General features: G+C 66.8%; 27 protein-coding genes. 8 read left to right on the top strand and 19 right to left on the bottom strand.

The features are described 5' to 3' along the window. Positions 1-77: 77 nt before the first annotated feature. The gene (locus ACFYO1_RS06285) at positions 78-575 is read left to right on the top strand and encodes a hypothetical protein (protein ID WP_387227720.1); all 498 of its coding nucleotides are present in this window, start codon (positions 78-80) and stop codon (positions 573-575) included. A 1-nt stretch (position 576) separates the two neighbouring features. Here the strand turns inward: ACFYO1_RS06285 and ACFYO1_RS06280 are convergent, their stop codons facing one another. From ACFYO1_RS06280 to ACFYO1_RS06265, 4 genes are all read right to left on the bottom strand, one after another. Then, positions 577-1,020, bottom strand: coding sequence for a DUF4254 domain-containing protein (locus ACFYO1_RS06280; protein WP_387227718.1), 444 nt, complete (start codon positions 1,018-1,020; stop codon positions 577-579). 755 nt (positions 1,021-1,775) lie between these two features. Next, positions 1,776-2,267 carry a hypothetical protein gene (locus tag ACFYO1_RS06275; RefSeq protein WP_387227716.1) on the bottom strand — a complete coding sequence of 164 codons (492 nt, stop codon included), beginning with the start codon at positions 2,265-2,267 and terminating at the stop codon, positions 1,776-1,778. Between the two features lie 11 nt (positions 2,268-2,278). Beyond that, positions 2,279-3,577, bottom strand: a complete 1,299-nt coding sequence (locus tag ACFYO1_RS06270; protein WP_387231713.1) for a MerR family transcriptional regulator — start codon at positions 3,575-3,577, stop codon at positions 2,279-2,281. Between the two features lie 69 nt (positions 3,578-3,646). After that, entirely contained in the window at positions 3,647-3,985 is a 339-nt protein-coding gene (locus tag ACFYO1_RS06265) for a winged helix-turn-helix transcriptional regulator (protein WP_387227714.1), read from the bottom strand. A 71-nt stretch (positions 3,986-4,056) separates the two neighbouring features. Here ACFYO1_RS06265 and ACFYO1_RS06260 point away from each other — a divergent pair, with 71 nt between their 5' ends. Next, the gene (locus ACFYO1_RS06260; RefSeq protein ID WP_387227712.1) at positions 4,057-4,809 is read left to right on the top strand and encodes an SDR family oxidoreductase; all 753 of its coding nucleotides are present in this window, start codon (positions 4,057-4,059) and stop codon (positions 4,807-4,809) included. Positions 4,810-4,846: 37 nt separating this feature from the next. Here ACFYO1_RS06260 and ACFYO1_RS06255 read toward each other — a convergent pair whose 3' ends face one another. Continuing rightward, positions 4,847-5,266 (bottom strand): hypothetical protein, encoded by a 420-nt coding sequence (locus ACFYO1_RS06255; RefSeq protein ID WP_387227711.1) that lies wholly within the window; start codon positions 5,264-5,266, stop codon positions 4,847-4,849. A gap of 839 nt (positions 5,267-6,105) precedes the next feature. On the opposite strand from ACFYO1_RS06255, the gene ACFYO1_RS06250 reads away from it, so the two are divergent. Next, positions 6,106-6,606: a peroxynitrite isomerase gene (locus tag ACFYO1_RS06250; RefSeq protein ID WP_387227710.1), complete on the top strand. Its 501-nt coding sequence runs from the start codon at positions 6,106-6,108 to the stop codon at positions 6,604-6,606. Between the two features lie 6 nt (positions 6,607-6,612). On the opposite strand, the gene ACFYO1_RS06245 is transcribed toward ACFYO1_RS06250, so the two are convergent. Continuing rightward, positions 6,613-7,179 (bottom strand): TetR/AcrR family transcriptional regulator, encoded by a 567-nt coding sequence (locus ACFYO1_RS06245; RefSeq protein ID WP_387227708.1) that lies wholly within the window; start codon positions 7,177-7,179, stop codon positions 6,613-6,615. 75 nt (positions 7,180-7,254) lie between these two features. Between ACFYO1_RS06245 and ACFYO1_RS06240 the strand changes: the two genes are divergently transcribed. Both ACFYO1_RS06240 and ACFYO1_RS06235 read left to right on the top strand, forming a co-directional pair. Continuing rightward, positions 7,255-7,719, top strand: a complete 465-nt coding sequence (locus ACFYO1_RS06240; protein WP_387227705.1) for a cupin domain-containing protein — start codon at positions 7,255-7,257, stop codon at positions 7,717-7,719. A 354-nt stretch (positions 7,720-8,073) separates the two neighbouring features. Continuing rightward, positions 8,074-8,229: a hypothetical protein gene (locus ACFYO1_RS06235; RefSeq protein ID WP_364720668.1), complete on the top strand. Its 156-nt coding sequence runs from the start codon at positions 8,074-8,076 to the stop codon at positions 8,227-8,229. Here ACFYO1_RS06235 and ACFYO1_RS06230 read toward each other — a convergent pair. From ACFYO1_RS06230 to dxr, 5 genes are all read right to left on the bottom strand, one after another. Next, complete coding sequence (locus tag ACFYO1_RS06230) at positions 8,223-10,031, bottom strand: penicillin-binding transpeptidase domain-containing protein (protein ID WP_387227703.1); 1,809 nt, start codon at positions 10,029-10,031, stop codon at positions 8,223-8,225. The genes ACFYO1_RS06235 and ACFYO1_RS06230 overlap by 7 nt on opposite strands. An 88-nt stretch (positions 10,032-10,119) precedes the next feature. After that, positions 10,120-10,986, bottom strand: coding sequence for a GNAT family N-acetyltransferase (locus tag ACFYO1_RS06225; RefSeq protein ID WP_387227701.1), 867 nt, complete (start codon positions 10,984-10,986; stop codon positions 10,120-10,122). 111 nt (positions 10,987-11,097) lie between these two features. After that, positions 11,098-12,255, bottom strand: a complete 1,158-nt coding sequence (gene ispG / locus ACFYO1_RS06220) for a flavodoxin-dependent (E)-4-hydroxy-3-methylbut-2-enyl-diphosphate synthase (RefSeq protein ID WP_387227700.1) — start codon at positions 12,253-12,255, stop codon at positions 11,098-11,100. Positions 12,256-12,397: 142 nt separating this feature from the next. After that, a complete protein-coding gene (locus tag ACFYO1_RS06215; protein ID WP_387227699.1) occupies positions 12,398-13,597 on the bottom strand; it encodes a M50 family metallopeptidase in 1,200 nt (399 codons plus the stop codon). Between the two features lie 273 nt (positions 13,598-13,870). Further along, a complete protein-coding gene (dxr, locus tag ACFYO1_RS06210; protein WP_387227697.1) occupies positions 13,871-15,010 on the bottom strand; it encodes a 1-deoxy-D-xylulose-5-phosphate reductoisomerase in 1,140 nt (379 codons plus the stop codon). A 120-nt stretch (positions 15,011-15,130) separates the two neighbouring features. Here dxr and ACFYO1_RS06205 point away from each other — a divergent pair, with 120 nt between their 5' ends. Then, a complete protein-coding gene (locus ACFYO1_RS06205; protein ID WP_387227695.1) occupies positions 15,131-15,400 on the top strand; it encodes a DUF2631 domain-containing protein in 270 nt (89 codons plus the stop codon). Between the two features lie 133 nt (positions 15,401-15,533). Beyond that, positions 15,534-15,866 (top strand): hypothetical protein, encoded by a 333-nt coding sequence (locus ACFYO1_RS06200; RefSeq protein WP_387227693.1) that lies wholly within the window; start codon positions 15,534-15,536, stop codon positions 15,864-15,866. A 35-nt stretch (positions 15,867-15,901) separates the two neighbouring features. Here the strand turns inward: ACFYO1_RS06200 and ACFYO1_RS06195 are convergent, their stop codons facing one another. The 3 genes from ACFYO1_RS06195 to ACFYO1_RS06185 all read right to left on the bottom strand — a co-directional run bounded on the left by ACFYO1_RS06195 (position 15,902) and on the right by ACFYO1_RS06185 (position 17,835). Next, positions 15,902-16,189 (bottom strand): hypothetical protein, encoded by a 288-nt coding sequence (locus tag ACFYO1_RS06195; protein ID WP_387227691.1) that lies wholly within the window; start codon positions 16,187-16,189, stop codon positions 15,902-15,904. Then, entirely contained in the window at positions 16,186-16,737 is a 552-nt protein-coding gene (locus tag ACFYO1_RS06190; RefSeq protein WP_387227689.1) for an RNA polymerase sigma factor, read from the bottom strand. The genes ACFYO1_RS06195 and ACFYO1_RS06190 overlap by 4 nt, the downstream gene beginning before the upstream one ends. Positions 16,738-16,899: 162 nt before the next feature. Beyond that, the gene (locus ACFYO1_RS06185) at positions 16,900-17,835 is read right to left on the bottom strand and encodes a LysR family transcriptional regulator (RefSeq protein ID WP_387227687.1); all 936 of its coding nucleotides are present in this window, start codon (positions 17,833-17,835) and stop codon (positions 16,900-16,902) included. 36 nt (positions 17,836-17,871) lie between these two features. Between ACFYO1_RS06185 and ACFYO1_RS06180 the strand changes: the two genes are divergently transcribed. Further along, positions 17,872-18,285: a DUF5997 family protein gene (locus ACFYO1_RS06180; protein WP_387227685.1), complete on the top strand. Its 414-nt coding sequence runs from the start codon at positions 17,872-17,874 to the stop codon at positions 18,283-18,285. A 17-nt stretch (positions 18,286-18,302) separates the two neighbouring features. Here ACFYO1_RS06180 and ACFYO1_RS06175 read toward each other — a convergent pair whose 3' ends face one another. From ACFYO1_RS06175 to ACFYO1_RS06155, 5 genes are all read right to left on the bottom strand, one after another. Continuing rightward, positions 18,303-18,728, bottom strand: a complete 426-nt coding sequence (locus ACFYO1_RS06175) for a hypothetical protein (RefSeq protein ID WP_387227684.1) — start codon at positions 18,726-18,728, stop codon at positions 18,303-18,305. Between the two features lie 43 nt (positions 18,729-18,771). Continuing rightward, positions 18,772-19,116 (bottom strand): hypothetical protein, encoded by a 345-nt coding sequence (locus tag ACFYO1_RS06170; RefSeq protein WP_387227682.1) that lies wholly within the window; start codon positions 19,114-19,116, stop codon positions 18,772-18,774. A gap of 14 nt (positions 19,117-19,130) precedes the next feature. Beyond that, the gene (locus ACFYO1_RS06165; protein WP_387227680.1) at positions 19,131-19,982 is read right to left on the bottom strand and encodes an inositol monophosphatase family protein; all 852 of its coding nucleotides are present in this window, start codon (positions 19,980-19,982) and stop codon (positions 19,131-19,133) included. A 122-nt stretch (positions 19,983-20,104) separates the two neighbouring features. Beyond that, positions 20,105-20,698: a hypothetical protein gene (locus ACFYO1_RS06160; protein WP_387227679.1), complete on the bottom strand. Its 594-nt coding sequence runs from the start codon at positions 20,696-20,698 to the stop codon at positions 20,105-20,107. Beyond that, a complete protein-coding gene (locus ACFYO1_RS06155; RefSeq protein ID WP_387227677.1) occupies positions 20,695-21,312 on the bottom strand; it encodes a papain-like cysteine protease family protein in 618 nt (205 codons plus the stop codon). The genes ACFYO1_RS06160 and ACFYO1_RS06155 overlap by 4 nt, the downstream gene beginning before the upstream one ends. Between the last annotated feature and the right edge of the window lie 8 nt (positions 21,313-21,320).

Here is a 21,320-nt window from a genome sequence, read left to right as displayed (position 1 = left end):
ACAGTGCACCAACTCACGCCGGGTTCGTCCGGATCACTAGGTGACTAGTGCCGACCCTGTGAGTAATGTGTGCCGGGATGACCAGCATGGAAGCTCGTTTCGGTGACGCGACCCGGACCGTGCCCCTCCCCAACCCGTGGAACCTCACCGCCTACCTCGCCGCCGTCGCCGCGCATCGTGGCCGCTCCATCAGCCTGCACACCGCGCCCAGGGCACTGCTGAACGAGATCGGTTGTGGCGGAGGCGGTTTGTGGGTCGCACGCAGACATGACGACCTCGTCATCTATGACGCGGACGCGACCGATCGCAATGCCGATCACATCATCCTGCACGAGGTGGGACACATGCTGCTCGGGCACGGCACCGAGGAGTCGGATCGCCGCGCGCCGGTGCCGCCCGCGTTGACGCTGATGCTGCCGTCGATTTCGCCGCAGTCGGTCGAGCATGTGCTCGGGCGCAGCGAATTCGGGGTCGAGCGGGAGCGGGAGGCGGAGGTGTTCGCCGATATGACCATGGTTTACGCCACGTTGCCGCGGCGCCGGAGCCGATCGTTCCGGCTGTTCGGGCGCAAGTAGGTCACCAGTGGTCGTACGGGTCGTCGGGTAATCGGCGGATGCCGTTGCGCAGGTCGTCGATCAGGTCCTGGTAGCCGTCGGCCATCTCCTCGATCTGCACCCAAGCGTCGTAGAAGACCGCCTCCGGGGCGAAGGCGAGGCCGGCGAACGCCTGCGCGGTCATGCCCGCCAGCCGGTCCACCAGCCGGCCGACGGTTTCGGTGTGTTCGGGCGCCGCGATCTCCGGGACCGGCGTGGCCAGCGTGACCCAGCGATCGATGGTTCGCACCAGTTGCGTGCGGCGGCGATCGATCTTCACCGCCTCGACCGCCGGGGTACGTTCGCGCGCGAGGTGCAGCTGAGCCAGTTCGCCCGCCGCCTCCAGCATCGGATGGTCGGCATGCGGGAAGCCGCGGAAGGCGGCCAACAGCAGGTCCTTCCCGGGCAGCCTCCGGTCATAACTCATCGCGGCGCTCCCACCCGGCCGTGCGCCGACACGCCCCGCCCCTCGGGTGGTGACGAAACCCGCGCCGTTGCCGCAGCACAAACCGCACCTGGCACACATCGATAGCGTGAACGAGACTTCCCCCCTTCACTTCGATTTCACCCACTTCCGTTCGTCCGACACACGCTGGTCAGCCACCTCCCCACCAGGACGCCGCCCCGGAAATCCGCCACGGCAAACCTGGAGTGACCACACCTTAATCTGCCACTCGGAAGTAATCACCTGCGGCTATGCCCATCGCACCCGCCGACCCAACCGATCTCGGACGAGTCGGGCAAACCTCGCCTGATGCGTGCGGGGGTGCGGCGAATGTGTGGGTGACGGTCGCCGGGCATTGACCGCCCGGTATCCAGCAAGCAAGCATCCGCCGGCTCGGCTTATTCAACGATCGTTCGGCCCGCAACACAGCAAGTGCGTGCCGACCGAGGGCGCGGCGCTGTGACCTGTCGAGTCGAGTCAAATGGTCGTTTCCGAAGATCAACTCGCGACCTTTTGACTCGACTCGATTCTGCTGGCGCAGGCCGCTCTCGCAATGCAGCACAGCCGCTTCCTTCCGATCGGTGCCCGCCAGCAGCTGAGCCGCGGCTCCGTGCGGGATCGGCGGACGAAGCGACCCGGAGTCTGGCCGAGTTCGGCGACGAGCAATCGGGGGCGAGCTGGCGAGGGGACATTGGTGCAGCACCTTTGCGTTCGGCGCTGCTGGGTCTTGGTCGGCGCTATGCCCGGCCGGTTGGGGCGGAGGGGCGGGGGGTGGTGTCTTCGGCTTGGATTGCTGCTTCGACTTCGTCTACCGCGGTGCGAATCATTGTGCCGTAAGGGGATTCGGGGAGGGTGTGGAGTTTGGCTCGGGCGGCCGCGAGTTCGCGCTGGGCGGCGGGGAAGGAGCTGAGTCTGCGGTAGTTGTCGGCGAGGTTGAGGTGGAGGGACGGGTAGAAGCCTCGGACGTCTAGGGAGGGATCGAATTCCTGGGCACGGGCGTTGGTCAAGGCGTCGGCGGCGTCGAGGGCACGGATGTCCCAGGCGAGGGCTTCGGCGGCATCGTCGTGCAGGTCGGCGAGGTAGTGCGCGAGGGTGCAGCGGTGCAGTGGATCACCCTGTGGGCCAATGGAATTCCACAGGGAGCGCAGGGACTCGCGAGCGGCGTCGGGTTGACCTTCGTGCCCGAGGGCCACGGCGCGGGTGATGGCGGTCATGGTGTCGTCTGTCATGGTGTCGAGTCCTATCCGTTGGTCGGCTGCCAGGTCGGCATGGCCAGGGTGGTGAGGTCGCCGTCGGTGGCCGAGCGGATGACGACGGGGCGGTCGGCGGCGGCGATGTCGAACATGAGATCCGGGCCCACTGCGGTGTCTATCGCGGGCAGCAGGGTGGCGACTTCGAAGAAGAGATCGATGGCGCAGCCGGTGACCGTAGCCGGAAGGCGCTTACCGGACACCGCGATTCCGGTCGCACCGACCTCGAATCGCACTGTGGAGCAGCCCCTTTCGAGAAGTGCGAGCAACGGCATACGCGCTGTCAGCACCCGGGTCCGAACCGGCCCCAGCCCCGACAACACCGCTCGATAATCCGGAAACGACTCATCGATCACCAGGCAACGCCGCTCACCACCGACGCCACCACCAGCGCCAACCGCAGAGCCAGCGCCAGTAACGGCGTCAGCTGCAGCAGCAGTAGCAGCGGTGGCGTCAGCAACGGCGGCGACCGCAGCAGCAGGAGCGGCGGGACTGTCCAAAGCAGGAGAGTCAGCAGCGGCAGCAGCACCGCCAGGAGCTTCAGCGTCAGCAGCGGCGGCGGCACCGTCGGCAGCGGCGTCCGCGTCGGCAACAGCACCGCCAGGAGCTTCAGCGTCAGCAGCGGCAGCACCGGAGCCAACACCAGCGAAGGCGTCGTCGGCGGCGGAGGCGGCGGCGGTCAGCAGCAAACCGTGATCTGTTGGGGCAGCGTGGATTTCATCCATGTCGCGAAGCCAGTCGATGATCGGGGCAAGGTGTCCGCTGTCTACGACCAGCGTCCAATCGTCTCCTTGCCGATCTCGTGACACCAAGGTCCGGGTCGACAGACGGTATCTGTCAGTGGCGGTGAGGGTCAGCGAATTCCCGGTCGCTTCCAGCAGAATGCCTGCGAGAACGGGTATTTCGCGACTGTTCGCCGCAGCGGACCGCACCTGCTCGAACGCCTCCGCCAGCAGCCTGGCCGGCAGCGCAATCCGCTCATCCATTGCGAGCGTCCGCTTGATCGACTCGGCCACGACCGCGGCCTCCACCGCCCGCCGGTTCAGCTCACCGACGTGCGCATCCAGCATCCGCTCGGCCCGTCCGAGATCCCCGGACAAGATCTCCGAGATCGACTCGAGCGGCATTTCGATCGCCCGCAGCCGGCGAATCAGCCGCGCGCGTTCCCGCTGACCCTCGGTGTAGTACCGATACCCGGTGAGCGGGTCGACCCGGGCGGGCGTCAGCAATCCGCAGTCGTCGTAGAACCGCAGCGCACTCGCCGTGAGCCCACTCGCTCGCGCCAGCACGCCTATCGTGATCAAGTCATCTGCCACCCGGCCATCATGAAGTCTCAGGTAGGCGGAAGGTCAACCCGCTCAGCCGTCCGGTTCGGTGATCGACGCTTCCCACCGGCGCGACCAAGCCCACACGCCTTCCAGCGCGCTGCCGAGTTCTGTTCCCGCACTGGTGAGTTCATAGGACTTGTCCGCGTTCTTCACGATCAGGCCCGCGCCCTGCAGGTGCTGCAAGCGCACCGAAAGCATGCTGGAGGAGCAGTTGTCCATCCGCCGGCGCAGCTCCAGGAACCCCAGCCGACCGGGCGCCAGCTCCCACAGCACGCGCAGCGTCCAGCGCTGTCCCAGCAGTTCCATCGCGGCCAGCACCGGCACGTTCGCCGGATCGTCGGACGGCTTCGTCCCGCTTGCACTTCTCATTCAGAACTACCATAGTGATTCTGATTTAGAAGCAATCCGCCGGGCCGACGGTCCGCCGTCGAGAGGGAAACGTGGGTCATCCAGCCGGACAGCGAGTCGTTCTGATCACGGGTGCCTCCCGCGGCATCGGCGCCGAAACCGCGCGCATTCTCGCCGCCCGCGGCGACCACGTGATCATCAACTATCGGGAAAAGCTCAAGCGCGCCAAGACGATCGCCGACGAGATCAGCGCCGCCGGCGGCAGCGCCTCGACCGCGGGCGCGGACATCTCCGACGCGGCCTCCGCCCGCACGCTCGTCGAGACCGTTGTCGAGCAGTTCGGCCGCCTGGATGTGCTCGTGCTCAACGCCTCCGGCGGTCTCGAACGCAACGCCGCACCCGATTACGCCATGTCGATCAACCGGGACGCCCAGACTCGCCTGGTCGAACTCGCCGTCCCGCACATGCCGCCCGGCTCCCGCATCGTCTTCGTCACCAGCCATCAGGCCCACTTCCACGGCCGCAAACCGGTACCCGCCGACTACGAACCCATCGCCGCCAGCAAACGGGCGGGTGAAGACGCCCTCCGCACCATGATCCCCACCCTCGCCACGCACGGCGTAACGCTGCACATCGTCTCCGGCGACATGATCGACGGCACCATCATCGTCCAACTCCTCGAACGCCGGAACCCCGCCGCCGTCTCCGCCCGCCGCGAATCCGCCCCGCTGCCCACCATCCCCGAATTCGCCACCGCGGTAGCCGAAGCCACCACCAGCCCAACCGATTCCGGCCACACCACCTACGTCGGCGGCCCCGACTACCTCACCACCCACTCGCACTGACCGCCACCGAAATCGCACGCCCACACCCCACCCCCGCTCAACGCCGACCCGACCCGCAAGCAACTCCCCGCCAATGCCCCCCTCGACGATCTCCCCTTTCGCCGAGCGGGACATCACTGCGGAGAAGTGCGAGAACACCCTCCGCCACGTCCCACTCGACGACCTCCCCTTCGCCGAGCGGGACATCACCGCGCAGAAATGCGAGACCACCCTCCGCCACGTCCCACTCGACGACCTCCCCTTCGCCGAGCGGGACATCACCGCGCAGAAGTGCGAGAACACCCTCCGCTACGTCCCACTCGGCAAGACTCAGTTCGCCGAGCGGGATTCGCCGGACAGACGCAGCGTCCTCGCCGGGGTCCCGGTGGACGATAGGCTGCCTCGGAACGGCAACCCTTGCGCCGGAACACATCTCGCGGACAGATGCCGACTTCATCCTCGGTGGCGACCTGTTCATGCCCCATTCGCAGACGCTAGCGATCAGACACCTCGTCGAGCGGACATCGGTCCGCAGAAGTACGGGAACGCCCTCTGTCACGCACCTTCGGCGACCTCCATTCGCTGACTAGGGCATCACCCAGAGAGGTGCGAGAACGCCCGCGGTCATGGCCCGCGATCATGGGCAAGTCCCCAGGGGTAGCCGACCGGGGTGTACGGCGGCAGCCTTTCATCGTTCCGGATTGGGGTGGCGGGAGTAGGCCGAGGACTGATCCACTATCGACCGAGAACTGTTCGCGGAGGGCGAGGCTCCTGGGAGTCGGCGCCATCGGCAGCGGCGGCGGATCGGGCTATTCACCGAAGGGTGCCGACCCGTCCGGACGGAGGCAATAGGCTCGTCTCCGACCCCGTCCGGACGGAGGCAATAGGCTCGTCGGCAGCACGTCCGGACAGAGGCAATAGGCTCGTCTCCGGCGCCTCCGAGGTGAAGCACCCTGGGCCTCGTCGCGGGCGGTGGATGGTCGCGACACGCCGTTCGTGTCGACCCGGCTGATCGCGTTCATGAACTGATCGCGGGTGCGGGACGCACGGCTCGACAACATGGCAGCGAACGTGCCGATGCCATCGGGGTAGGAACGGGGACAAGATCCTCTATAAATGCTGGACCAGCTACTTCCGGATATTCGGATCGTTTACTCCGCACCGGAAACGCGTGCACCACACCGCTCGATGAATCGCCCGGACCTCTTCGGCGAACCACACACCGTGATCATCGTTCCGGCGAAGCCGACCTTCACACCAACAGATTTCGGCAGTATACGAACACTCCGAGAACCAACAAGGTTTAGGCTGTGCGCCGTGGTCGAACCCCAACCCTCCGTCGCGCCCCATCCCGATATCGCCCCCTTGGCCCCACTGCTCGGCACCTGGCGTGGCGAGGGACACGGTGAATATCCGACCATCCAGTCGTTCGATTACCTGGAGGAAATACGGTTCGGCCACCTCGGCCGCCCGTTCCTCACCTACCGGCAGCGCACCCGCGCCGCCGACGGCAGCCGCCCGATGCACGCCGAAACCGGTTATCTGCGCTGCCCGAGCCCGGACCGGGTGGAATTGATCTTGGCGCATCCCACCGGAATCACCGAGATATGCGAGGGCGCATTGAATGTCGCCGACGGCGCGCTGCACCTGGAATTCGACTCCACCAGCATCGGCCGCAGCAGCACCGCGAAACTTGTTACCGCCCTTGGCCGCACCTTTCAGTTGAAGGGCGACACCATCGATTACACGCTGCGCATGGCGGCGGTCGGCGAGCCGTTGCAACACCATCTCGCCGCCACGCTGCGCCGGGCCGACTGAAAAGCACTACGCGCCCAGGCCGTTCATGGCCAGCTCGATGAACCGCCGCCAATCACCGCTGCCGGTACGGATAGTCGCGGACAGCGCACCGACCAGCATGTAGACGTCGGCGACCGTCGCATCGGCCCGGATGGTCCCGGCGGCGCGACCGTCGTCGAGCAGATCACGCACGGCCGCTTCGAGTTCCGCCCTGGCCGCGCCCCGCGGTTCGGTCTCCGAGGTTCCCCTCGCGGCCTCGATGGCCGCGGACAACCCCCGGTCACTCGCCAGCACCTCGCCGACCCTGGCGAGATAGACCTCCACTCCGCGCTCGGGTTCCCGGCGGCATTCGACGCGCGCGTATTCGGCCAGCTCGGCGAACCGGTGCTCGGCCGCCGCCTCGACCAGCGCTTGCCGCGTGGGAAAGTGCCGGTACACCGTGCCGACCCCGACCCCGGCCGCCTTCGCGAGTTCGGGCATCTGCACCTCGTCGCCCCGCTCGGCGAACAACGCGCGCGCGGTTTCCAGCACTCGCTCCCGGTTACGTCGCGCGTCGGTACGACCGGTTCGGTTGGGCGGCAACGGGGTTGACAAGGCGGCACTCCTCGGCGCTGATTGAAACGGAAGCGGATTCCGTTTCCAGTATTGCATCCAGGAAGGTTGCTCGCCATGTCCAAGGACAGATTCCTCCTCCTCGACCCCGCCGAGGCCCGCCCCGGCCGAGTACCACTACCGCCCGCGTTCGCGGTGAAGGCGATGACCGCCGACACCGAAGGACGGTTCTCGCTCCTCGAAGTGGTGCTCGCCCGGCCGATCCCGCGGCACATCCATGAAGCGGCCGACGAGTGCATCTACGTGCTGGACGGCGAACTGGGCATCGAATTCGACGATCACAGCTACACCGCCGGAAAGGGCTGCTTCACCCTGCTCCCCCGGGGCGTGCCGCACGCCCTGCACCCCGTCTCGACTCCCCCGCCCCGCGTCCTGCAAATCTCCTCGCCGGGCGGCTGGGAGCACTACCTCGAAGATCTCTTCGAAGCCGGACCCACGGTGCTTACCGACGGTCAGCTGGACCCGGCGAAGATCAACCCGATCGCCGCCGCCTACGACATCCGCTACGAAGTGCGCGCATAACGCGTCGCTCAGATCGCACTCCGGCGATATCGGACACCCTTCGCCGACGCGGGGCAGAATCCGGAACATTGCCTGACCCAACGGCGCGCCCCCTGGAGTTGTTTTCGAATTCGGCGAATTCGGCGAAATTACCCCCTCGCGCGGAGGTAGTCTCTCCGGGATTCACCGGAAATGTGACCTGAGACTCTTTCTCGCCGCACTGTGCAGTCAGCCACTAGAGCTTGTTCGGTAAATCGCTCCCGGTTTACGGTTCCGAAGTCAGCAAACTTTCAGAAAACAACGCGCGGGCAATCCCCGCGCCGACCAGTCAGAACCCTTCCCCCGTCGACACCCCTGACCTGAGGGAGCCGAACAATGAAGCGTTCCACCACAATTCTGGCCAGCGTGGCCATCGTCCTCGGCGGCGCCGCGACCGTCCAGATCCTCGACGGCGGCGACGCCGGCGCGGTGATCATGGACCACACCGCCTCGACCAGCAATCCGTCCGCACAGGACGGCGCGGCTCAGTAACCAGGTGGCAGCGCGGCGAACATGTCGCGCGTGACCGCGACCGCGTTGTCGGAGCTGCCACCCTTGACCAATAACGTCGCGAACGCGATATCCCCGCGATAACCGACGAACCACGAGTGCGACCCACCGTCGACCTCGGCCTCACCGGTCTTCCCGTACACCTCACCCTGATCGGCGATCCGCTCCGCGGTGCCACCGGTGACCACCCTGCGCATCATCGCGCGCAACCCGGCAATGACCTGCGGCGCGAGGGCGGGCGCGGCGTCGTCGACCGTCGTCGCGCGCCCGGCGATCAGGTACGGAACCGGCACCGAGCCGTGCGCGACGGTGGCCGCCATCAGTGCCATGCCGAGCGGGCTGACCACTACCTTGCCCTGACCGATGCCGTCCTCGGTGCGCTGGATCAGCTCGTCCGACGGCGGCACCGAACCGGAGAACGTCGGCAGCCCCGCCACCGTATAACCCGGTCCCACACCGAGTTTCGCGGCGGTGGTGTGCAGGGCGTCACCCGGCAGCCGGCTGGCCACGTTGGCGAACGCGGTGTTGCAGGACCGTTCGTAAGCGGTGATCATCGGCGCGTCCCCGATGGTGAACAGGTTGTAGTTGGGAATCGTGCGGTCCCCGATGGTGATTCGGCTCGGGCAGGGCAGCACCGTGTCCGGGGTGGCGAGACCGGTGGACATCGCCGCGGCCGCGGTCACCGTCTTGAACACCGACCCCGGCGGATACTGGCCGATGGTCGCGACCGGCCCGTCCCGATCCGCCGCCTTGTTCTGCGCGATCGCCAGGATCGCGCCGGTCGACGGCCGCAGCGCCACCATCATGGTCTGCTCTTCGCGCAGGTCGACGGCGCGTTGCGCGGCGTTCTGCACGTTGCGATCCACGCTGAGCGAGAACGACGGGGCCGGTTGGGACGGCACCTCGGTGAGCACGTCGGTGTCCGCGCCGTTCGCGTTCATGGTGACCACGCTCCAGCCGGCCTTGCCGTCCACCTCGGCGATCACCGTCTTGCGGATCTGTGCGAGCAGATCCGGCGCGAACGCGCGATCGGTGGGCACCAGGTCCCACTCCGAGGTGACCACGACACCGGGCAGGCCGATGAGATCGGTACTCACCTGGTCGAATTCGCTCTCGCTGAGCAACGCGACGGTATACGCGCCCTTGACGGCCAGCGCCGCGTCCCGGACGGATTCGGGCGTCAGCTCCGGATCGAACGGGCTCAGCGCCGCCGACAGCGAGGTGGCGACCGCGCCGGGGTCGGCGGCGTCGGCCGCGGTGAACGCGACCCGGGACACCCTGCCCGGCACCAGCACATCGCTGCCCGCCTGCTCGTTCACCCGCGCACGCGGCGCCGGATTGGCGCGCAACGACATCGTCTGAGTGTCGCCGAGTTTGGGATGGATGTTCGACGAGGTCCAGCGCACCTTCCAGCGACCGCCGCTGCGACCCATCTGCAACTGCCCGGTGTAGCGCCAGGTCCGGTCCTTAGGCAATTGCCACTCGTAGGTGTAGTCGACGGTCGCGGTGTCGCCGGAGACCCTGGCCGAGCCGGTAGTCGCCTTCAGCTTCTCTGCCTGCAAGTGATCCCACGCGGAATTCAGTGCGGCACTGGCTTTTTCGGGCTGGTTGGTGAAGCTCGCGGCGGCGGCGAGGTCATGTTCGGCGAACGCCTCGACGAAGTCATCGGCGGCAGGCACCGGTCCCTGCGGACCGCGTGCGCAACCGGCCGCGGGCGCCGCGAGCAGCGCGACGGCCAGCGTGGCGATGAGCGGTTTACGCAGCGATTCAATCCTGGTCGACATCGGCACCGATGGTAATAGCCAACGTCGGGCAAACCTCCGCGCCGCTCCGTGTTGCTTTCCACTGAAACAGCTTTCAGTGTCGACCCGGTCAGTCGAGCAGGATGGTGGAGAAGGTGGCGATCTGCCGGAAGCCGACCCGGCTGTAGGCGCGGCGGGCGACCTCGTTGTAATCGTTCACATACAGGCTCGCCGTGCGCCCGGAGGCGACCACCGCGTTCGCGATGGCGGCCGTGCCCGCGGTGCCGAGCCCGGTACCCCGATGTTCGGGATGCACCCAGACGCCTTGGATCTGGCCGGTGCGCCGGGACAGCGACCCGACCTCGGCCTTGAACACGACCTCGCCGTCCTCGAAACGTGCCCAGGCGCGGCCGGATTCGATCAGGCTCTGAATGCGGCGACGGTAACCGCGGCCACCGTCACCCGCGCGCGGATCCACACCGACTTCCTCGATGAACATGGCGATCGCCGCGCAGAGATAGCGGTCGAGTTCGTCCGGGCGTACCCGGCGGACCTTCGGGTCGGGCGTGGCCAGCGGCGGTTGCGCGAGCGCGAGCAGAGGCTGTTCGCCGCGCAGTTCCCGCTCCGGACCCCAGTGCCCGGACAGCATCTCCCACAGGGGTAACGCCAGCTCACGGCGTCCGACCACCGACGATGCGATGCGCGGCCACCTGAGCGCCCGGTCCGCGAACGCGCGCAGCGCGTCGTGATCGCCGCGCAACGGAACCAGGTTCGCACCGGAGAAACACAGCGACTCCGCGGGCCCGCCTCGGCTCCACAGTTCGCCCTGCCCGCAGCGCGAACTGTCCAGACCGAATTCCTGCAGGCGGGCGGCGACCATGCACGAGGCCACCGGATCGGCATCCAGCACTCGGAGGACCTGTCCCAGGTCCCGATTCGCGAGCTGACGCGCGGGAACGTACTTCGCCCTACGCGTCGGCTCCAGCAGACTCCGCACGTTGCTAGCCTGCCACGAAAATCGACGATGTGGTACGGCTATGCCGAACGCAACAGTTCGTGATCTGTTCCGCTGAACCCGACGATGCCCGGCTACCCACCGGCGGCGGCCTCAGCCGACCGTGACGACCGGCTCGCCCGCACCCGCGTCCACGCCCATCTCCTCGGCGATGCGCAGCGCCTCCTCGATCAGGGTCTCCACGATCATCGCCTCCGGCACGGTCTTGATGACCTCGCCCTTGACGAAAATCTGTCCCTTGCCGTTGCCGGACGCGACACCCAGATCCGCCTCGCGCGCCTCACCGGGCCCGTTCACCACGCAGCCCATCACGGCGACCCGCAACGGCACCTCCATGCCCTCCAAGCCGGCGCTGACCGCGTTCGCCAGGCTGTACACGTCCACCTGGGCGCGACCACACGACGGGCAGGACACGATCTCCAGCTTGCGCGGGCGCAGGTTCAGCGATTGCAGGATCTGGTCGCCGACCTTGATCTCCTCGGCCGGCGGCGCGGACAGCGAGACCCGGATGGTGTCGCCGATGCCCTCGGACAACAGCGCGCCGAACGCCACCGCCGACTTGATCGTGCCCTGGAACGCCGGACCGGCCTCGGTCACGCCGAGGTGCAGCGGGTAGTCGCTGCGCGCGGCCAGCTGACGATAGGCCTCCACCATGACCACCGGGTCGTTGTGCTTGACCGAGATCTTGATGTCGCCGAACCCGTGGTCCTCGAACAGGCTCGCCTCCCAGAGCGCGGATTCGACCAGCGCCTCCGGGGTGGCCTTGCCGTACTTCTCCAGCATCCGCTTGTCCAGCGAACCGGCGTTGACGCCGATGCGGATCGGGATGCCCGCCGCGGCCGCGGCCTTGGCGACCTCGCCGACCCGGCCGTCGAATTCCTTGATGTTGCCCGGGTTCACCCGCACCGCGGCGCAGCCGGCGTCGATGGCCGCGAAGATGTAGCGGGGCTGGAAGTGGATGTCGGCGATGACCGGGATCTGGCTCTTACGCGCGATCGTCGCCAGCGCGTCCGCGTCTTCCTGACGCGGGCAGGCCACCCGGACGATGTCGCAGCCGGACGCGGTGAGCTCCGCGATCTGCTGCAGCGTGGCGTTGATGTCGTGGGTCTTGGTGGTGGTCATCGACTGCACGGAGATCGGGTGATCACTTCCGACCCCGACATTGCCCACCCGCAACTGGCGAGTCTTGCGTCGAGGAGCGAGAACGGCCGCAGGAGCGGCGGGCATCCCCAATCCGATTGTGCTGGTCACTTTCGGCTGCCTACTTTCGTACGTACATTGTGGGCCGTTCGCTTTCCGAGCTTAGTCGCGCACGCCGAACGACCACCCTGTGACGCCCACGACAACGTGCTGTCCCCCAGTGCCGGCGACAGGGTACCCCGTCCGCGCGAATTCAGAACAACTTGATCGGATTGACGATGTCGGCGACCAAGGTGAGCACCATGTAGGCGCCGCCGATCACGACCGCGACATAGGTCAGCGGCAATAGCTTCAGGTAGTCGACCGGGCCGCCGGGGGCCAGGCCCTTCCAGCCGCGGATGGTGTTGCGGACCTTCTCGTAGAGCACCACCGCCATGTGCCCGCCGTCCAGCGGCAGCAGCGGCAGGATGTTGAACGCGCCGAGGAAGAAGTTCAAACTGGCCAGGACCAGGATGAATACGCCCCACAGCCCGCGTTCGGCGGTCTCGCCGCCGATCTTGCTCGCGCCGTAGACGCTGACCGGGGTTTCCGGGTCGCGCTCGCCGCCGGTCACCGCGGACCACAGCGCGGTCACCTTCTGCGGCAGCTGGGCCAGCGATTGGAAGGTGCGCACGAACATGTCGCCGGTGAACGAGGCGGATGCGGGGATGGCGCTCAGCACGTTGTATTTGACCGGCTCGTAGAAGTCCTGGCCGACGCCGACCGCACCGACCTCGCGACCGGCGCCGCCGCCCTCGGGATAACGCATGACACGTTCCGGGGTGACCGGGATGGTGATGGTCTTGCCGTCGCGCTCGACGGTGTAGGTGAACGGGCCGGTCTGCTTCTGGGTTTCGGACTGGAAGTCCTTCCAGGTCGTCACCTTCACGTCGTTGACCGACTTGACGATGTCGCCGCGTTGCAGACCCGCGCGCTGCGCCGGACCCGCGCCCGAGCACGGCTGGATGCTGCCATCCGGATTCTGCTGCGCCGCACAGCTCATGTTGCCGAGCGCGGTGGCCGGCGGCTGGTCGAACCGGGGCAGGCCCCAGCCGATGGCCAGGATGACCACCAGGATGAAACCGAGCAGGAAGTTCATCGCGATGCCGCCGGACATCACGACCATCCGCTTCCAGGTCTCCTGGCGGTACATCGCGCGGTCGATCTCTTCCGGCGCCAGCTCGTCCAGCGCGGTCATGCCCGCGATGTCGCAGAAACCGCCGAGGGGCAGCGCCTTGAGGCCGTATTCGGTCTCACCGCGCCGGAACGAGAACACCTTCGGCCCGAAACCGATGAAGTACCGCCGCACCTTCATGCCGGTGGCCTGGGCGGTCCACATGTGCCCGCATTCGTGCAGCGCGATCGAAATCGTGATGCCTAGCGCGAACAGCACGAACCCCAACGCGTAGACCATGTGTTTAGCAGCCCTCCTGCATAGCGCAGCTCGCCTCGATGAAGTGCGACCGCCGGATCGGCCGCCCACAAACCTGGCCCGCACATCCCGTCACGGCCGCGAGCACCCCGACCACAGTAACCGGACCCCGCGCGGCACTACGTGTTCAGTGTGCCAGGCGGGGGTCACCAGGCGAGTCCGGTGCTTCCCCAGTGCCGCGCGCGGGCTCACCGGCATCGCGCGACGCACGTGGCGGGCGGCTCGCCCGTTGCCGCGCCGCTCGACGGGATGGGTTCAGGCGTGCACGCGGGCGCGGGCGAATTCGCGGGCCCAGGTGTCGGCCGCCAATACTTCTTCGAGCGAGTTCGGTTCGGTGCGCCACTGGTCGGCGGCCTCGACCGCGGCGGCGACCGTGCGGACGATGTCGGGGAAGCGGATGGCGCCGTCCAGGAAGGCTTGTACCGCAACCTCATTGGCGGCGTTGTAGACGGCGGTGACGCTGCCGCCCGCTTCGCCGGCCCGGCGGGCCAGGTCGATGGCCGGGAAGACCTCGGTGTCGACCGGCTCGAAGGTCCACGTTGCGGCGGTGCCGAAATCGCAGGCCAGGGCGGCGCCGGGGACCCGGTCGGGCCAGCCGAGGGCCAGCGCGATGGGCAATTTCATGTCCGGCGGGCTGGCCTGGGCGAGGGTGGAGCCGTCGGTGAAGGTGACCATCGAGTGCACGATCGACTGCGGGTGCACGGTGACGTCGATGCGGTCGTAGGGAATGCCGAACAGCAGGTGCGTCTCGATCAACTCCAGGCCCTTGTTCACCAGCGAGGCCGAGTTCAGCGTGTTCATCGGGCCCATGGACCAGGTCGGATGGGTCTTGGCCTCAGCGGGATTCACCGATTCCAGCATCTGCGCGGTCCAGCCGCGGAACGGGCCGCCGGACGCGGTGAGCACCAGCCGGTCCACCTCCTCGGCGCGACCGCCGCGCAGGCACTGGGCCAGCGCGGAATGCTCCGAATCGACCGGGACGATCTGGCCGGGTGCGGCGGCGCGGGTCACCAGGGAACCGCCCGCGACCAGCGATTCCTTGTTCGCCAGCGCGAGCCGGGTACCCAATTGCAGGGTAGCCAGCGTGGGTTCCAGGCCGAGCGAACCGACCAGCGCGTTCAGCACGACATCGGCCTCGGTGCGGCGCACGAGTTCGGTCACCGCGTCCGGGCCGGCCAGCTGGACGTCGAGCTGCTGGGCGGCTTTCGGATCGGCGACCGCGACATTGCGCGTCCCGGTGGCCGCGATCTGCGCGGCGAGCAGTTCGGTGTTGCCGCCGCGCGCGGCCAGGCCGACCACCTCGAACCGGTCGGGGTTGGCGGCGATCACCTCGAGCGCTTGGGTACCGATGGATCCGGTACTGCCGAGGAGCAGGACTCTCACGATGTCGGACACAGGTTCATTGTGGCGCACAAGAAAGTACGAAGAACCGGCGTGGCCCGACTTACAACGACGCACCGTCGTATGTCACGATATCGAGCAGCAGTCCATCCCGAACCAGCTAAGGAGCGAATCGTGGCCGCCACGGAACTCGAACCCGCCAGCACCGAGCGCGGCATCGTCACTCACGTGGACACCGCCGAGGTTCCCTCCGCCGCCTGGGGGTGGAGCGGTGAGTCGCTGCGCACCTTCCGCGTCGCCGGCTGGATCGTCGCGTTCATCCTGGTCGCCATGGTGATCGGTAACCACAAGGGACGTGTCGAGGACATCTACCTCATCGGTTTCGCCGCCGCGATCGTCGGCATCCTGATCCGGGACTCGATCCTGCGCCGCAAGCCGCGCTAGCCGACCGGGGCCGAATGCCCTGATAGATATCGGCTTTCGCCGGGTGCGTCCGGCCAAGTACGGTGTGCGTCGAGAGGTCCGCGACTCGATTCGGGTCGCGGACCTTCGCTGCTGACCAGACCGTGAGGACGCTATGCCCAAGATTTTCGCCGCCGCGCTGCTGACCGCCAGCACCGTCGGTTCGCTGTTCCTGCTGCCCGTCGCCACCGCGCACGCCCAGTCCGAGACGTGTGGCCGCGCCGTGGACGCGATCAACAAGGCGGTCGCCGGATCCCCCAACGGCATCTTGGAGGACCCGGTCGCGAAGGCATTGCACGTCACCCTGCTGTCCATCGCGGCGAGCGGCGGCGAGCAGGCCGAAAAGGACGTCATCGTCGCCTACGCCAATGCGCTCGCCGACGACAACATCACCGACCTGGACCCCGTCACCAACGAACTCAACCGCGTCTGCGGGGCCAACAGCTGAGTGCCGACCCCATCGAGCGGGACATCACTGCGGACTTACTCGCGTTTCGCCGCAGCTGTGTCCCGCTCACCGGGCCGGATCAATTGGCATTGTCCGGTGGTGCAGGAGCGTTGCAGCCTGCCCCGCGAGATCGTTTGCAGTAGGCCGATCGCCCAGCAGGTCGGGCAGCCGCGGAGTGCGACGAAGCCGATCGGGGCGAGCAGCAGGCTCGCCACTCCCAGCCACGGCAACAGCGCGAACGCTCCGATCAACGCGCCGAATCCGGCCACGCCGCGGATCAGATGGCGCGGCACCGAACTGCTCGCGAAGGTCTGGTCGTTCATGCGCGACCGTCCTCGGACAGAACATAGCCCTCGCGCAACGAGCATTGCACGGCCGAACGCGCCCGATGCAGCCGCGATTTCATCGCCGCCGTGCTGAGGCCGAGCCGCTCGGCCACCATCCGCCCGCCGAGGCCCTGGATATCCCGCATGATCAGCACCTGTCGCTGATCGAGCGGCAGGGCCGCGATGGCCGACGCCACCCGCTCGGCCTCCCAGCGGCGCATCGCCTCCTCCTCCGCCGATACCGTCGCGACATCGTCCGGTACCGGCTCCCCCCGGCGCGCCAATTGCCTTATCTGGCGCAGGCATTCGTTGCGGACGATCCGAAACATCCACGACGCCAACGCGCCTGACGCCCGTAGCGTGCCGATCTTGCGATACAGAATGATCAGCGCCTCCTGCGCCGCGTCCTCCGCGTCTTCGGCTGAAGCACACAGGGAAAGGGCGAACCGTCTTATATGCGGATGCGTCCCCGACACCAGCGCGGTGAGCGACTCCACATCGCCCGACCGCGCCGCCGCCACCAACTGCTCATCGGGCCAGGTCATTTCGAACTCCGACGCCGCAGCACGGCAATGCTGCACGCGCAAACCAGCAGTACGGCAACAACAATCGCGGTGATGATCACGACAACCTCCCGATCTCCGGCCGACGTCGTCGCCGGCACGGATATGAGAGGGAGCGACACCGCGAAAGGATTCACCCCTGGGCTAGCGTCCTCGGCGCTTCGCCGGCTTCTTCTTGGCGGACGTGTTCCGCGCCTGGCTCGGCCGGCCGGTCCGCTTCGCCGGTGACTTCTTCTGCGGCTCAGGGCTTTTGGCGCGAGTGGACGGCGAGCGGGAACTGCGTTCGGACCGCCCGCGGACCACGCCGACGAAATCCTCGACCAGATCGGTGGTCCGGTCCGTCGGCCAGGCCAAGGCGATCTCGGTGTCGGCGACATCGGTCACCGTCCGGTACACCAGGTCGCGCCGGGCGTGCAGCCGGGCGATCGAATGCGGGACCACCGCGACACCCACGCCGGCCGCGACCAGCTCGATGGCGCCCTCGACCGCGTCGATATCGGAGGCGTCCTGCATCCGTTCTTCCGCCAGGTCGGCCATGCTCACCTGCTCGAACACCGAGATCGGATGGTCCTTCGGCACCACGACCACCGGCAGTTCCCGATACAGCGGAATCGCGCTCATTCCGTCCCGATCGATCGGCAACCGGACGAAGCACAGCTCGACCCGCCCCTCGCGCAGCGCCGCTTCCTGCTCCCTCATCGGCACCGCTACCACCTCGAGCGGAGTATCCGGAAAACGCTCACTCCAGATTCGGGTCCACTTCGACACCGTCACCCCCGGCACGAACCCCACCCGCAACGTCGCTGGCCCGGTCGGAGGTTCCTCGGCCGCCTCCGCCGCCCGCGCGATCAACTCCCGCGCCTCCCCCAGCAACGCCTCGCCGTCCGCGGTCAACCGGGTCGGCTGCGCCCCCGGCACGAACAGCTTCGTCCCCAGCTCCCCCTCCAGATCGATCACCGTCTGACTCAACCGCTGCCGCGAAATATTCAACCCCTTCGCCGCCCGCGCGAAATGCAACTCCTCGGCAACGGCGACAAACCACCGCAGGCGCGTGACATCTATCGACTCGAACCGGCTCATGCCAGGAACCATATCGGCACCGGATACGCTCTATCAGTGAGCCCGGACCCGAACCCCCAGCTGATGAAGCCCCTGACCGCAGCCAACAAGCTCGGCATCTACCTCCCCGCGGCCCCCGAATCCTTCCGCAACACCCCGCTCTCCCGCGCCGACCTCGACGCCCTTCGCACCGATCCCCCGGAGTGGCTCACCGAACTCCGCCGCACCGGCCCCTTCCCCCGCGACATCACCGCCCGCAAACTCGGCGTCTCCAACTCCGGCCTCTCCCGCGCCGAAGTCTCCGACGCCCTGACCGCCGACGAAATCGCCACCCTCCTCGCCGACCCACCCCAATGGCTGATCCGCGAACGCGAAAACTACGCCGAGGTCGTCAAGGAAAACGAGCGAATCGCCGCCAAGGAAGCCGAACGCCGCGCCGCCACCAACCGCCCCGCCAAAAACCGCACCTAGATCTCTCCCGGACGCCCTCACATCCCGCTGACGAACTCGCGGTAGAGAAACTTCTGGTGCAGGCCTTCCAAGGTCCCCGAATACCGCCGGAACGGAACCAGCGCGAGCCGGAGCGGCCGGGTGATCGGTATCCCCGGCCCGACCAGCTCCGCGACCGATGCCGCGGCTTCGATCAGGGTGGCCTCCGTCTCGTTCGGTTCGGCCGACTCGAGACCCAATCGTCGGAGTAGTTGATCGCGGACGCCTTCCACGTCGAGTTCCAGGCGACGCGCTTCCTCTTCGGTGTCGCAGCGAGACAGCGCGCGCCGGAAATCGACTGCACGCGAGCGGTATTCGTCGATACGACCACAGATCATCTGTAGCCAACGCTCGTCGGTGAACCGTCCGCGGTCACGCAGCGACCACAATCGGCCGCCCAGCAACGGCAATTGGTATTCCAGCATTTGCAGGCGCCGACCCTGCCGAGCCCCGGCGACCTTGCGAATCTCACTGGGTATCCCGCGGACCGCCGAAATCACCTCCTCGATCGCGCTCTCCGCCAGCGTGCTCGGCCGTGACCAAGGTCGCCGTCGAACCCGGGCCAATGGACATCGGCACGGCGATTCGCAGATCGAAGAGATGCCGGAGGATTCGCGGCAGCTCGCCGTAGTCGGCAGGAATCGGGTCAAGTTTGGTCGGATGCGGAACGAGCACCTCGTCGAAGTAGATCAGTGACTGGACGAGTTCCGCATAGCACTGCTGCGCAAACGGATCGCGAGGCCGGGATGGGGAGCTGTGGTTCTGGGAGAGGATGAATTCCTCGGCACTGATGAACGTCGTGATGTCCACCATGACACGATTCGACATCAACCTCTCCGGGACTCGGCGAGCAACTCGACGAACCACCGCACGCAATTCGGGTCGCCGGCAATCGTTTCGGGGAGGATCGGCTCGCGTTGGTTCAGGAACTCCTCGGCGAGCGGCAATGGCGTGATCCCGCGCCCATCGGTGGCTGTGCGGCCCATCGCCATCGCCAGTCCGATGCCTGCGGCGCCGTCCCATATCTTCTGGTTTGGGCGATAGAACAGATCGAACTGAGATTCCGGAGCCTGTGTCCAGGCGGACAGATCGACGCAAGTTCTGACCATGTCGAGGGATTGGGATGTGGTGCGGGTCTTCATGAGGCAACCGGCGCCGGCGAGATCAATTTCGAACTTCCGGGCGCTGGAGTTCTTGCTTCGTGTCACCGACGCGCGCCTCGGTGACATTGTCGGACTGAGGGCTTTGGCCCGCTGACCGTTCACCGTGACTTCTGCCGACCAGTGAACTGTTATCGGTGAGCGGTCGACGCCCAGTTCGGGAGCGAGAACGTAGGCCGCAGTCGGTGCACCGCCTTCGAGAAGGCAGACGACACTGCAGAATTCGCGTCCGTGAGGTGTGACGAACTCGCTCGTGCCGTCTATCGGATCGATGATCCAGGTCGGCTCGCCAGAGCTGGGTAACTCCGCCTCTTCTTCTTCCGCAATGAATCGCGACCCAGGGAAATCTCGCCCGATGGTCTCGATGATGACCGTCTGGGTGGCGAGGTCGGCCTCGGACAGCAGCGTGTTGTCAGCTTTCGTGTCGACCTGTAGCGACGCGAGATTGCGGCGGTATCGGCGGAGCAACGGCAGCAGCTGCTCGTCCAGTGCCTTCCACAACGATCCGACGTCCCGCAACGCGCCCTCCCCGCACAGTGTTGTCCGTCGAGAGTAGCGGTTCTGGGCGTCTCTGAGGTCGTAACCTGCGGGTCCGATTCAGTTGTCCAGCACCCGGGACACGGTCGGATCCCCCGCCTGCCTCACCGCGATGCCAGCCATTGTTTGAACTGGTTTGCGTCGAACTGTTGGCCGTTCAAAGTGGGGTTTGTGCTGGATGAGATTGTGGTTACTCGGGTTTGGGTCCAGGCGAACCAGGTGTGGGAGGGATAGTCGAGGAGGAGGCGGGCGGTTTCGGGGAGGGATTGGGCGGCTTGGGATTCTTCGGTGCCGGTGGCTATTGCTTGGGGGGTGTAGGGCGGGGTTGGGGTGAGTTGGATTGTGTCGGGGGTGGTTCGGGGGGTGAGGGTGGCGGGTACCGCGATGTAGGAGGGGGTGCCGGCCTTTTCTAAAAGGGATTGGGGGTCGGTCGCGAAATTCGGATTGGTTGCGTAGACGAGTATTTGGGTGCCCATGCGGTGGAAAGGGCGTGGGTCTTCGATGGTGGCGGGTGGGTGTTGTGATCGGAGGAATGAGGCGGCTAGTTGGGTTGCCTCGGGGGAATCGAGGACTCGATCGATCGTTTCGGTATCAGGGGTGGGCACCCGGCTCAGGTCGGCCGGGTCGTGGGGTGGTGCGGCGCAACCCGGGATTGCCAGCGCGGCGGCGAACATGAGTGCTGCTGCGGGGCGGTTCATTTCTTTTTCGATATTCCGTAATCTTCGCCGAACCACGCCCATTCGGGGTTTTGGGTATAGGACGTGAGTGTCCGGGTGACGATTCGTTGCGAGGTCGGCCAGGGGTCTCCGTAGGTCACGGTGCCGTTGTCCGCGTCGTAGCCGTACATGACTTGAGCGTGCCCGCCACCCGCGGTCCAGGCTATGCCGGTGAGGATCGGGCGGTTCGCCGAGATCTCCGCGGCGATCCTGGTCATGGAGAACGGGGAGCCGACGGATGCGTCGAAGCCGATCTTCTTGAATGCGGCGGCGATCTCTTCGAGTGACGCACTCTCGTTGGGGCACTGTTTACCCTGTGCGGTGTCGTGCACGAGCTTGCAGTAGTCGGCCTGCGCGATTCGGCGACCGAGGTAGGTGGATATCGCGGCGCCGTCGGCCGCCCAGCACCATTGATTCCACTCTTGCACCTGCTGCGCGTACGGCAGCGTTTTCGAGCCGACGACGGCAATCCGCGGTTCTATGACGCGGGGCAGTCCGGTGGTGACCTTCAGCCCGGTCGGTCGCGCGGTGAAATCCTTTCCAGGAGAAAGTGGTTCGGCGATGGACGCACCATGGCCGCACGAAAGTATCACCACTGTCGCGG

Origin of the sequence: Nocardia sp. NPDC006044 (assembly GCF_042871115.1) — a bacterium.
Lineage (GTDB): Bacteria > Actinomycetota > Actinomycetes > Mycobacteriales > Mycobacteriaceae > Nocardia.
This window is presented reverse-complemented; position numbering and strand designations above follow the sequence as displayed.